11 protein-coding genes and 1 pseudogene are annotated in these 12,531 nt (G+C 66.1%); 10 read left to right on the top strand and 2 right to left on the bottom strand.

The annotated features are described in order from the left end of the window. Positions 1 to 80: 80 nt before the first annotated feature. A pseudogene (locus AWB66_RS14430) lies at positions 81 to 272 on the top strand (IS5/IS1182 family transposase); the annotation flags it as partial. A gap of 186 nt (positions 273 to 458) precedes the next feature. Here the strand turns inward: AWB66_RS14430 and AWB66_RS14435 are convergent. Next, positions 459 to 1,292: an anti-sigma factor family protein gene (locus AWB66_RS14435; protein ID WP_087630969.1), complete on the bottom strand. Its 834-nt coding sequence runs from the start codon at positions 1,290 to 1,292 to the stop codon at positions 459 to 461. Beyond that, the gene (locus AWB66_RS14440) at positions 1,289 to 1,822 is read right to left on the bottom strand and encodes an RNA polymerase sigma factor (protein ID WP_062638641.1); all 534 of its coding nucleotides are present in this window, start codon (positions 1,820 to 1,822) and stop codon (positions 1,289 to 1,291) included. The genes AWB66_RS14435 and AWB66_RS14440 overlap by 4 nt, the downstream gene beginning before the upstream one ends. A 516-nt stretch (positions 1,823 to 2,338) precedes the next feature. Here AWB66_RS14440 and AWB66_RS14445 point away from each other — a divergent pair. From AWB66_RS14445 to AWB66_RS14485, 9 genes are read left to right on the top strand one after another with little or no spacing between them, the layout of a single operon-like run. Next, entirely contained in the window at positions 2,339 to 2,824 is a 486-nt protein-coding gene (locus AWB66_RS14445) for an Hcp family type VI secretion system effector (protein ID WP_062638642.1), read from the top strand. A 49-nt stretch (positions 2,825 to 2,873) separates the two neighbouring features. Next, positions 2,874 to 3,929 (top strand): type VI secretion system protein TssA, encoded by a 1,056-nt coding sequence (gene tssA, locus AWB66_RS14450; RefSeq protein WP_087630970.1) that lies wholly within the window; start codon positions 2,874 to 2,876, stop codon positions 3,927 to 3,929. 45 nt (positions 3,930 to 3,974) lie between these two features. Then, positions 3,975 to 4,511, top strand: coding sequence for a type VI secretion system contractile sheath small subunit (gene tssB / locus AWB66_RS14455; RefSeq protein ID WP_087630971.1), 537 nt, complete (start codon positions 3,975 to 3,977; stop codon positions 4,509 to 4,511). A gap of 4 nt (positions 4,512 to 4,515) precedes the next feature. Continuing rightward, positions 4,516 to 6,024, top strand: a complete 1,509-nt coding sequence (gene tssC, locus AWB66_RS14460; protein WP_200818993.1) for a type VI secretion system contractile sheath large subunit — start codon at positions 4,516 to 4,518, stop codon at positions 6,022 to 6,024. Between the two features lie 30 nt (positions 6,025 to 6,054). Continuing rightward, positions 6,055 to 6,594: a type VI secretion system baseplate subunit TssE gene (gene tssE / locus AWB66_RS14465; protein WP_062638674.1), complete on the top strand. Its 540-nt coding sequence runs from the start codon at positions 6,055 to 6,057 to the stop codon at positions 6,592 to 6,594. Further along, entirely contained in the window at positions 6,591 to 8,465 is a 1,875-nt protein-coding gene (gene tssF / locus AWB66_RS14470) for a type VI secretion system baseplate subunit TssF (protein ID WP_087630972.1), read from the top strand. The genes tssE and tssF overlap by 4 nt, the downstream gene beginning before the upstream one ends. Further along, the gene (tssG, locus tag AWB66_RS14475) at positions 8,450 to 9,484 is read left to right on the top strand and encodes a type VI secretion system baseplate subunit TssG (RefSeq protein WP_087631150.1); all 1,035 of its coding nucleotides are present in this window, start codon (positions 8,450 to 8,452) and stop codon (positions 9,482 to 9,484) included. Before tssF ends, tssG begins: the two co-directional genes overlap by 16 nt. Further along, positions 9,477 to 12,101 carry a type VI secretion system ATPase TssH gene (gene tssH / locus AWB66_RS14480; protein WP_087630973.1) on the top strand — a complete coding sequence of 875 codons (2,625 nt, stop codon included), beginning with the start codon at positions 9,477 to 9,479 and terminating at the stop codon, positions 12,099 to 12,101. The genes tssG and tssH overlap by 8 nt, the downstream gene beginning before the upstream one ends. A 35-nt stretch (positions 12,102 to 12,136) precedes the next feature. Next, positions 12,137 to 12,526, top strand: a complete 390-nt coding sequence (locus AWB66_RS14485) for a DUF4280 domain-containing protein (protein WP_087631151.1) — start codon at positions 12,137 to 12,139, stop codon at positions 12,524 to 12,526. Positions 12,527 to 12,531: the final 5 nt, after the last annotated feature.

Genomic DNA, 12,531 nt, shown 5'->3' on the forward strand with positions numbered 1-12,531 from the left:
TCCCAGCTGTCCACGTGGACAGGTAGCATCAGAGAATCACTCGTCCATTGCTAGGGCGTCCCTGAAGGACCGCATACGCTCGAACGACGCGATGGTCCGGCTACGCTATCGGTCAGCGCGAACGCAAATGCATTGAGCAGTTGCTTGAGTGGGGCAAGACAGTCGGGAGGATTCGGCGGGCGATGTATCGTGGTCTAAAGCGAGTCGACCAACTCTTTCTGCTGACTCAGGCGGCCTACAACTCGACGCGCATGCGAACGCTTGCCGCTCGGGCAGCACGACAGCCCATTGGGTGCGAAAGCGCGGCATCAGCAGCACTAGAATCAAGGAAGTTTGGCGTCAAATCGGCTGGAACACTACGTCACGCTGCCACTTTCGAATAAGCCAGCGCGCGCTCACGAATGGATATTTCAACAGCCATTTAGAGCGCCCGTGCGTTTTCCCGCAGCGTTATGGGATCAGCTGCTGCGAGGATCCTCTTGTGGAAGCTTGCCGTAGAGCTGCCCCGTTTGCCCGCTTGCAATGCCGTCGGCCATTCGCTGCAGATCGACCGACGTGTCTTTCGCAAGCAGAACATAGGCGAGCCGGTTCGCACGCCATGTAACGGTCTTCATCTCGCCGACCTGCTGGGAGCGCACGGGCGCATCGCCTTGTCCGTCCTCGATGATGCAGAGCGCCACTGGATCGCCCCGTTCGGGGAGATAGACCATCTGCACGAGCGGCCGGTCGTGGTAATTCAGCCGTTGCACGCGCTTGAACTTGAGGCCCGCCTGCCGCAGATCCGGCACGCTTACCGGCATGCCGTCGCGCTGGTGAATATCGGCGAGCACCTGCTCCGTGCTGACCTTATCCTCCCTGATATTGGCGACGGTATCGCGTCCGTACAGCACCTGGTAATCGGCCACGCTGCGCACCCACGGATCGACACCCGGCCTGAGCGGGTTCGCGCCACCCAGATAGCCGGTAAGAACGCCGGAACAGATCGCGCCCGCGACGAAAGCGGCCGCCGCCCACTGAACGGGCCAACGCCGCCCGCGGCGCTCGGCGGCGCGCTGGTGCGGCGTCGTCACGCTCACGAGTTCCTCGATGCGGCGCGTGAGGCTTTCAGGCAGCGGGGGAACCGCTTGCCGCTCGTAGGCGGCGCGATAGGGCAGGCACGACGCGCGCAACGCGGCCACTCGGCCGGAAAGGTCGTCAGAGTGCGCAATCGCGGCTTCGACCTCCGCGCGTTGTTCGGGCGGAAGCTCGCCATCGACGTATGACATCAGCAGTGAATCATCGACATTGATCATATTGATTCTCCCTTGCGAGCCGCGGACGACGGTTGCGCGCCGAATTGCTGCCCGATCGTGAGCCGCGCTCGCGACAGCCGGCTCATGACCGTGCCTATCGGCACATCGAGCACGTCGGCGGCCTCACGGTAACTGAGGCCTTCGATCGCGACCAGAACCATCACGACGCGTTGTGCGTCCGGCAGCGCTTCCACGGCGTTGATCACCTGGCGATGCAGCAAATCGATCTCCGGATTGTGCGATGCAGGATCGGCAAACGATTCTATGTCTTCGTCCTGCCAGTCCATGCTGCCGCGGTTGCGAATCGAACGAGCGCGCAGTTCGTTCATCCACGTCGAGTGAACGATCGAAAAGAGCCAACTCAGTGCCGAAGTGCCGGGCTGCAACTGACTACGCCGTTCCAGCGCGCGCACGCAGGAGCGTTGGACGAGATCTTCGGCATCGTGCTGGTTCTGCGTCAGACGCAACGCGAAGCGCCAGAGTCGCGGCAACAACGTCGGCAGGACGGCGGGTAAATCGTCGTCGTTCATCGGGGCAGCTCCTGAAATGGGCGCGCTCATAGAACAAAACACCCAGTTCGCGCCTTTATTCCAAAGTTTTTTCGAGTTTTTTTGCGGAATAAGTTGTGGAGCCCGGCTGTTTTCGGGTCACTGGATGCGGAACAGCGCAGAGACGAACGACCGAAAAGGAGACAGATCATGGAGACCATCCTCGACAGGGCCCGGGAAGCGGGCATGGCGGTCATGCTGAAGGCGTGCATCGGACGCGAGCATTTTCATAGCATAGCCGGTTCGCGTACGACGTTTCGAACGATTTGCGCGTTTTTGCGAAGCGCCGCTCGCGGATCGCGACACGTTGGACCGCTGGGCCGACGAAGCGTGAACGCCGGCTGAGTCGATCCGCGTTCGAGCGGGTCGAACCAATCAATATATTTAGACATCCGAATTGAGCGGAGGGCGATTTGCGCTCCGAATCCACTAGCTTCGCGATCCGAGTGGCGCGAACTCACCTGTGCGGCATGACGCACACATTTTCTGGAGACTGAGATGGCCGTAGATATGTTCCTCAAGCTGGGCGACATCAAGGGTGAATCACTGGCTGTGGGCCACGTGGAAGAAATCGAATTTCTGAGCTGGTCATGGGGCTCGTCGCAGACGGGCACCACGCACAGCGGGACGGGCGGCGGCACGGGTACCGCCGCCGTGCAGGACCTGATGATCAGCAAGTACGTCGACAAGAGTTCGCCCACGATCGTGCAGTCGTGCTGCCAGGGCAGCCACATGCCCGAAGCGGTGCTGACGATGCGCAAGGCAGGCGGCAAGGAGCCTGTCGAGTACCTGAAGCTCACGCTGAAGGAAGTGCTTGTCAGCAGTCACTCGGTCAGCTTCGGCGGCGGCGACCAGGCCGTCGAGAACATCACCCTCAACTTCGCGCAATTCAACATGGAGTACCAGCCGCAGGACAACAACGGCGCAAAGAAGGGCGGCGTCGTCACCGGCAAGTGGAACATCCCGAAGAACGTTTCGGAATGATCGTTGGGCCGACCCTGCAAACCCCTGATCGCGATCCCCGGACATCACCATGAAGCACGCCCCTATCGCCGCCTGGCTGACCGACGTTGCACCGGAACTGCCGTGCGGAGAAGACGAGGAATACAGCACGGAATTTCGTGCGCTCGAACTGGCGGTGGCCGGCAAGCCCGATGTGCAGTACGGCGGAACCGTGGTTGCCGCGACACCGCCCGACTGGACGCGCGCGCTCTCTCTCTCGATGACGCTGCTGGCGCGCAGCCGCGACTTGCGCGTGGCTGTGCATTTCACCCGGGCGAGCGCGATCCGCGAGGGTTTCGAGGGACTGGCATGCGGGCTGGCACTGATCGAGGGCCTGGTCGACCTGTATTGGGAGACCGTTCATCCGCAACTGGATGCAAGCGATAACGACGACCCGACTGCGCGCGTCAACGCGCTTTCTGGGCTCGTCGACGGCGCCGGCTTGCCGGCAGCGCTGCGTGACGTGCCGTTCGTGGTGCCGCCCGGCCAGCGCGGCTTCGCGCTGCGCGACATCGAAGTGCTTGCGGGCGAATCGTCGCCGGCCGAGGGCGCGGGCATGCCGACGCTCGCCGAAATCGAGGCCGCTTTCGCACAGTCGGGAACGGACGAAGTGGAGGCGACCCGTGAGGCGCTGTGCGCCGCGATGGCTTCGCTGACGCGGATCGAGACGTTGCTGACCGAACGCGTCGGGCCGGCGCGCGCACTCGACTTCAAGCCGCTTGCGGGGCTTCTGGCGCGCATCGCCGAGTTCGTCGGGGCGCGTGTCGCGGCAGCGAGGGAAACGGGAGGACAACGGGGCAGTGCGATGGAGACCAGCCGTAATCAAGAGGACGCAGACACCGGATCGGCGACGCACCGCGCCGCCATGCCCGGTCCTGCAAGCCCGGCACGCATCGTAAGCGCGCAGGGCGTGATCGAGGCGCTCGACACGATTTGCGCGTATTACGCTGACCACGAGCCATCGAGTCCGCTGCCCGTGTTGTTGCAGCGCGCGCGGCGGCTCGTGGGCAAGAGCTTTATCGAAATCATCGAGGACGTGGCGCCCGACGGTGCCGGTCAATTCAGGCATCTGGGCGGCGTCGAGTGAGACCTGCGCGGGGCGCATTCAACTGGCGAACACAGGAGTGACATCGTGGCAAAGGAAAGCAGTCAGAAGTTCATCGCGCGCAATCGCGCGCCGCGGGTGCAGATCGAGTACGACGTCGAAGTGTACGGCTCGGAGAAGCGAGTGAATCTGCCGTTCGTGATGGGCGTGCTCACGGACCTGTCGGGCCAGCCTGCCGAACCGCTCGCGCCGGCCGCCGAGCGCAAGTTTCTTGAGATCGACGTCGACAATTTCGACGAACGCCTCAAGTCGGTCGGGCCGCGCGTCGCGGTGCAGGTGCCCAACACGCTGACGGGCGAGGGCAACGTGGCGATCGACCTGACCTTTGAAAGCATGGACGACTTCGCGCCGGCCGCCATCGCGCGCAAGGTCGAGCCGTTGAGGCGCCTGCTCGAAGCACGCGCGCAACTCGCGAACCTCCTGACCTACATGGATGGCAAGACCGGCGCCGAAGCGCTGATCGCGCGCCTGCTCGAGGAGCCCGCCCTGATGCAGGCGCTGTCTGCCCAGCCGCGCCCAGAGGCACAACCAACCGAAACCCAAACGCCGACCGAGGGAGCATGACGCGATGAACGATCTCAGCATCCAGCAACAGGGCGACGCCTTTGCGGCCGCCATCGAACGTGCCCCGGACGTCAGCGACTTTTCGGCGCTGCTGCAAAAGGAATTCAAGCCGAAGTCCGAGCGCGCCCGCGAAGCGGTCGAGAGCGCGGTGCGCACGCTTGCCGAGCAGGCCTTGCGTGACACGGGCGTGATCTCGGGTGACGTGCTCGCGACCATCGAAGCGCTGATCGCGCAAATCGACCAGACGCTCACCGCGCAGATCAACCTGATCCTCCACAGCGAGCCGTTCCAGAAGGTCGAGAGCGCGTGGCGCGGTTTGCATTACCTCGTGAACAACACGGAGACGGACGAGTCGCTGAAGATCCGCGTGCTCAACATGTCGAAGGCGGAACTGCACAAGACGCTGAAAAAGTACAAGGGCCTCGCGTGGGACCAGAGCCCGCTCTTCAAGAAGCTCTATGAGGAAGAGTACGGCCAGTTCGGCGGCGAGCCATACGGCGCGCTGGTCGCCGATTACTACTTCGATCACAGCGGACCCGATACCGACCTGCTCGCGCAGATCGGCAGGATCGCGGCGGCGGCGCACGCGCCCTTCATCGCGGGCGCGGACCCGACGGCGCTCCTGATGGAATCGTGGCAGGAGCTCGCGAATCCACGCGACCTGACCAAGATCTTCCAGACGCCCGAGCATGCCGCGTGGCGCTCGCTGCGCGAATCGGAGGACTCGCGCTACATCGGCCTCGCGATGCCGCGCTTTCTCGCACGCGCACCGTATGGCGCAAAAACCGACCCGGTCGAGGAGTTCGACTTCGAGGAGGACACCGCAGGCGCGAACAGCAGCAAATATGCGTGGGCGAACGCGTCCTACGCGATGGCCGCCAACATCACACGCTCGTTCAAGATGTTCGGCTGGTGCTCGCGGATTCGCGGCGTCGAGTCGGGTGGGGCAGTGGAAGGGCTGCCCGTGCATGCGTTTCCGACCGATGACGGCGGTGTCGACATGAAATGCCCGACCGAGATCGCGATCAGCGACCGTCGCGAGGCCGAGCTTGCCAAGAGCGGCTTCATGCCGCTCGTCCACAAGAAAAACTCGGACTTCGCCGCGTTCATCGGCGCGCAGTCGCTGCACAAGCCGGCCGAGTACGAAGACCCGGATGCCACCGCGAATGCAAACCTCGCCGCGCGCCTGCCATACCTCTTTGCGTGCTGCCGCTTCGCGCACTACCTGAAGTGCATCGTGCGCGACAAGCTCGGTTCGTTCAAGGAACGCGAGGACATGCAGCGCTGGCTGCAGAACTGGATTCTCCAGTACGTCGATGGCGACCCGGCCCACTCATCCGACGACACCAAGGCCCGCAAGCCGCTCGCTGACGCTCAGGTCGTCGTCGAAGAGGTGGAGGGCAATCCCGGCTACTACACGTCGAAGTTCTTTCTGCGGCCGCACTACCAGCTCGAAGGGCTGACGGTGTCGCTGCGGCTCGTGTCGAAGCTGCCGACCGCCAAGACCGCATGATCCCGGCCGCGCCCATCTAAGGAGCATCAAATGTCAGAACTGACCGCCCGGGACCGCCTGCAACCGTCGTTGCTCGACCGCCTCACCGATCTCGAACCCGACGCGCGCCACGAAACGCGCGAGCGGCGCGTGCTGTCGCAACGTGCCTTGCGCGACAGCGTGCAGCGCGACATCGGCTGGCTGCTGAACGCGAGCGGGCTCGATGCGGTGCAGGACCTCGCTGGTTTTCCGCACGTCGCGACTTCGGTCCTCAACTACGGCCTGCCGGATCTTGCGGGGCGCAACGTCACGGGCCTGACGCCGGCTGCGATCGAGCGGCTGATCCGCGATGCGCTCTGGGCCTTCGAGCCGCGGCTCGTGCGCGATACGGTGCGCGTCACGGCGCTCGACGACGCGAAAGGCGCGTCGCGCGCCCATGTGATCCGCTTCGGGATCGAAGCGGAGATGTGGTCGCAGCCGTACCCCGAGCGTCTTTATCTGCGTACCGAACTGGACCTCGAAGCGGGTGAGGTGCGCATCGTCGATGGCGGCGCTGCGCGGCGCACCGAACTCGCGGAGCAGCAGGCATGAACCCGGCGCTTCTCAAGTATTACAGCCAGGAACTCCAGCATCTGCGCGAGATGGGCGGTGAGTTCGCCGCCGCGTTTCCGAAGATCGCAGGAAGACTCGGGCTCGATGGCATCGAATGCGCGGACCCGTATGTCGAGCGCCTGCTCGAAGGCTTCAGCTTCCTCGCCGCACGCGTGCAATTGAAGCTCGACGCCGAGTTTCCGCGCTTCACGCAACACCTGACAGAGCTGGCCTATCCGCACTATCTCGCGCCCACGCCGTCGATGGTGGTCGTCCAGTTGCAAGCGGACCATTCCAATCCGCAGCTAACTGCGAGTCCGGAGGGCGCCGTCGTGGCGCGGCACACGATGCTGCGAAGCATGCTCGACAAGTCGGGTTCGACGCGCTGCGAATACCGCACCGCGCACGCGGTGACGCTGTGGCCGATCGAGATCACGCACGCGAAGTTCTTCACGCACTCGGGGTCGCTGGGCGCTGCGGGCCTGGCGGTGCCAGCCGGCGTCAAGGCTGGGCTGCGGTTGCGTCTGCGCACGACCGGCACGTTGACGTTCGAGCGCCTCGCACTCGATCGCCTTGCGCTCTATCTGCGCGGCGCCGACGGCCTGCCGGCGCGCATCCACGAGCGGCTCTTGGCCGGTTGCATGGGCGTTGCCGTGCTGCATGGCGCCGGGGCGGGGACCGTGCTGCCGAAGACCGCGCTCCAGCCGCTCGGCTTTGGCGAGGACGAAGCGCTGTTGCCCGTGAGCCAGCAATCGTTCGACGGCTACCGGCTGCTGCAGGAATATTTCTCATTCGCGCCGCGCTTCATGTTCGTCGAGATCGGCGGATTGCGCGAAGCGTTGCGCGGGTGCCGCGAGCGGGAAGTGGAACTGATCGTCCTGCTCGACGGGGCGGATGCGTCGCTCGAACGCTCGGTGGACGCATCGCACTTCGCGCTCCATTGCACGCCGGCGGTGAACCTGTTCCGCCGCCGCACCGACCGCATCGCGCTCGCCGATACGGACTTCGAGTATCACGTCGTCGTCGACCGGACCCGGCCGATGGACTACGAAATCCACCAGATCGACGAAGTGACCGGCTATGGCGCGGGCGCGAGCGCCGAACAGCAATTCCGGCCGTTCCACTGCGCGAAGGATCTGGATATGCCGCAGCAAGGCGGCGCGTTCTACCAGTTGCGCCGCGAAGCGCGGCGGCCGTCGGCGCGGCAGCAGCACGGCGCGCGCAGCAGCTATCTCGGCAGCGAGACGTTCATCGCGCTGGTCGATGCATCGAGCGCGCCGGTGCGCGGCGAACTGCGCCAGCTCGGCGTGGCCGCATGGTGCACGAACCGCGACCTGCCGCTCTCGATGCCGATCGGTACCGGCTCGACCGATTTCACCCTCGACGCCGAAGCGCCCGCGACGGCCGTGCGCTGCGTGGCGGGTCCGAGCCGGCCGCTGCCGTCGTTCGCGCAGGGGCCGGCGGCATGGCGGCTGTTGAATCACCTCTCGCTCAACTATGCGTCGCTCGTGGACAGCGATCCGCAGCAGGCAGCCCGCGCGCTGCGCGAGATGCTGGCGCTGTACTGCCCGGCGGGAGATACCGCAGCGCACCGGCAGATCGAAGGGCTGCGCTCGGTCGTCGCGGCGCCGGTCGTGCGGCGCATGCCTTCGCCGGGACCGATCGTGTTCGGGCGCGGCCTGCGCATCACGCTGCAGTTCGACGATGCCGCTTTCGAGGGCGCGGGCGCCTTCCTGCTTGGCGCGGTTCTCGCGCGCTTCTTCGCGCAGTACGTGTCGATCAACTCGTTCACTGAGACCGCCGTCGCGACCCTCGCGCGCGGACCGATCATGCAATGGCCTGCGAGGACCGGACGATGCGCGACGCTCTAGACCTCGACCGCGCCCTCGTGCGCGACTCACGCCGCTTCGACTTCTTCCAGGCGCTGCGCCTCCTCGACCGGGCGCATCCGGAGCGTCCGCGCCTCGGCCGCTCGCTCAACGCCCGTGACGACGCCGTGCGCCTTTCGCAGGATCCGGAGCTGATCTTCCACCCGACCACGCTCGGCGACTACACGCCAGGCGGGGAGGGCGGTCCCGGCCGCCTGGCGGTGAATTTCCTCGGGCTTCTCGGCCCGAACGGTCCGCTGCCCACGCACCTGACGGCCTATGTGCGCGAACGTGCCCGCAATGCTGGCGATGCCACGATCGCGCGATTCCTCGACATGTTCCATCACCGCATGCTGTCGCTCTTCTACCGTGCATGGGCCGACGCGCAGCCGGTGGTGAGCGCGGACCGCGCGAGCGACGACCGCTTTGCCGATTACCTCGGCAGCCTGTTCGGCCTTGGCGCGCCTGCACTGCACGATCGCGATGCGGTGCCCGATGCCGCCAAGCTGCACTTCGCAGGCGTGCTCGCGGCACCGACGCGCCATGCGAGCGGCCTGCAACTGATCCTCGCGCGGTTCTTCGGCGTGCCGGTCGCGGTCGAGCCGTGGCGCGGCCACTGGATCACGCTGCCGGACGATGCCCGCACGCGTCTCGGCGGCGCGCGGCTGGGCGTCTCGTCGGTGGTCGGCACGCAGGTGTGGGACTGCCAGCACAAGTTCCGCATCGAGCTCGGGCCGCTCGATTTCAAGGATTTCCAGCGCTTCCTTCCCGGCGGCGCGAGCGTGAGCAAGCTCGCCGACTGGGTGCGCAACTACGTGCGCGATCCGCTCGACTGGGACGTGGTGCTGCATCTGAAGCGCGACGAAGTGCCCGCGCTGCGCCTCGGCGCCACATCGGAACCCGGCGCGCGTCTCGGCTGGTCGACGTGGCTCACGAGCGGCACGCCGGTTCATGACCATCATCGGGTCGTCATCGCACGAGACGCGTGCGAGCCCCGCCAACTGGAGACCTTCCATGACTGAGATCAGCCGTCTCGCGCTGTTCGGAAAACTGGACGCGTTCGCGTATCGCGCGATCGAAAGCGGCACCGTTTTCTGCAAGCTGCGCGGCAATCCCTACGTCGAACTCGCACATTGGCTGCATCAGATCCTGCTCGCGCAGGACTGCGACCTGCAGCGGATCGTGCGGCACTTCGAACTGGATCACGCCGTGCTCGCCCGCGACCTGACCGCCGCGCTCGATCGCCTGCCGCGCGGCTCGATGTCGGTTTCGGACATCTCGGCGCAGGTCGATGAAGCGGTCGAACGAGGCTGGGTGTTCGGCTCGCTGATGTTCAACGCGGCGAAGGTGCGCACGGGGCATCTGGTGATCGGCATCCTGCGCACGCCGAACCTGCGCAACGCGCTTTTCGCCATCTCGCGCCAGTTCGAGAAGATCAGCCTCGACGCACTGTCGGAGCGATTCGACGCATTGCTCGCGGGTTCACCGGAAGCGTCCGCCGAGCACACGCTGCACGACCGGAACGCCGGTCCGCAGACGGATGCCGCTCCGCTCGGCGGCCACGACGCGCTCGAACGCTACACCGTCGACCTCACCGCCGAGGCCCGTAACGGCAAGCTCGACCCCATCGTCGGCCGCGACGACGAGATCCGCCAGGTCATCGACATCCTGATGCGCCGGCGCCAGAACAATCCGATCCTGACGGGCGAGGCGGGCGTCGGCAAGACGGCGGTAGTCGAAGGATTCGCGCAACGCATCGTCGCGGGCGAAGTGCCGCCTTCCCTGCGCGATGCCGTCGTCCGGACGCTCGATGTCGGCCTGCTCCAGGCCGGCGCGAGCATGAAGGGCGAATTCGAGCAGCGGCTGAAGCAGGTGATCGAGCAGGCGCAGGAATCGGAGAAGCCGGTGATCCTCTTCATCGACGAAGCGCACATGCTCGTCGGCGCGGGCGGCGCCGCCGGCACCGGCGACGCGGCGAACCTGCTCAAGCCCGCCCTCGCGCGCGGCACGCTGCGCACGATCGCCGCGACGACGTGGGTGGAATACAAGAAGCACATCGAGAAGGACCCGGCGCTCACGCGGCGCTTTCAGGTGGTGCAGGTGCCGGAGCCGTCGGAGGCGTGCGCCGTCACGATGCTGCGCGGCCTCGCACTCGGGATGCAGCAGCATCACGGCGTGCAGGTGCTCGACGAAGCGCTCGAAGCGGCAGTCGCGCTTTCGCATCGTTACATCCCTGCGCGCCAGTTGCCGGACAAGGCCGTGAGCCTGCTCGATACCGCGTGCGCGCGCGTCGCGGTGAGCCAGCATGCGCTGCCGCCGGCGCTCGACGATGCGCGCCGCCGTATCGATGCGTGGCAAACGGAAGCGCGGATCGTCGCGCGCGAGGCCGCGCTCGGTATCGATACCGCCGCGCGGGCCGCCGATGTCGCCGCCCGGCTCGACGGCGAGCGCGCGCGGCTCGCTGAACTGAGCACGCGCCATGAAGCGGAGCGGGCGCTGGTCGCGCGCATCCTCGCGTTGCAGAGCGAACTCGAAGCGTGCCACGGGACCGATGCCGCGCGCCTTGCCGAACTGCAGGCGCTTCAGCAGGAACTCGCGCAACGCCAGGGCGAAACGCCGCTCATCCTGCCTGCGGTGGACCGGCATGCGGTGGCGTCGGTCGTGCAGGACTGGACCGGCATTCCGGTGGGCCGGATGATGCGCGACGACATCGCCAACGTGCTCGATCTCGCGGCGACGCTGAACCGGCGCATCGTCGGCCAGCAACACGCGATGCAGATGATCGCGCGCCGCGTGCAGACCTCGCGCGCCGGCCTCGACAACCCGGAGAAGCCCGTCGGCGTGTTCATGCTCGCGGGCACCTCGGGTGTCGGCAAGACCGAGACTGCGCTCGCGCTCGCCGAGGCGCTCTATGGCGGCGAACAGAACGTCATCACCGTGAACATGAGCGAGTACCAGGAGGCGCATACGGTGTCGTCGCTCAAGGGCGCGCCTCCCGGCTATGTCGGCTACGGCGAGGGCGGCGTGCTGACCGAGGCGGTGCGCCGGCGTCCCTACAGCGTCGTGCTGCTCGATGAGTTCGAGAAGGCCCATCCGGACGTGCACGAACTCTTCTTCCAGGTCTTCGACAAGGGCCGTATGGAAGACGGCGATGGCCGCCAGATCGATTTTCGCCACACGCTGATCCTGCTGACCACCAACGTCGGCACCGAGCTCGTCACGCGTCTGTGCGGCGATGCGCGTGAGACGCCCGCGCCCGAAGAGATCGCGCGGGCGCTGCGGGCGCCGCTCGTCGAGGTGTTTCCGCCCGCGCTGCTCGGTCGCGTCGTGGTGATTCCGTACTACCCGCTCGACGACACGATGCTCGACGCCGTGATCCGCCTGCAACTCGCACGCATCGAGCGTCGCATTGCGGAGCGGCATCGCGTGACGTTCGCTTACGACGACGCGATGGTCCGTCAGATCGCGAGCCGCTGCACCGAGCTGGAAAGCGGCGGACGCATGATCGACGCGATCCTCACCAACACGCTCTTGCCGCGCATCAGCGCCGAATTCCTGGCGCGCCTGATGGAAGGCCGCGAAGTCGCGAAGGTCGAGGTCAGCGCGCGCGACGGCGCATTCACCTACGCGTTCGATTGAACGCGCGAACGCACATCACACCAGAGGAGCCGATGATGCCGCAACAAGTCAGCATGGGTGCGACGCTGCAGTGTTCGTTCGGCATGGCGCCGTCGACGCTCGTCGTGCTGCCGGTCAACCGCGTGCTCTGCGAAGGGCCGATCGCCGCGAACATCATGGACCACGTCCCGCTCGTGAACATCATGCCGTTCGGGATGTGCACGTCGCCCGCGAATCCGCAGGTGGCCGCGGCGACCGCCGCCGCGCTCGGCGCCCCGACTCCGATGCCATGCGTGCCTGCTACCGCGCAGCCGTGGACGCCCGGTGCGACGACCGTGCTGCTCGGCAACCAGCCATCGCTCGACAACGTGTCGGTCTGCGCGTGCGCCTGGGGCGGTGTGGTCGCGGTCGCGGATCCCGCCACGCGCGAGACGCAAATCCCCTGACGCGA

The organism is Caballeronia telluris (assembly GCF_001544495.1).
In the GTDB taxonomy this organism is placed as follows: Bacteria; Pseudomonadota; Gammaproteobacteria; order Burkholderiales; family Burkholderiaceae; genus Caballeronia; species Caballeronia telluris.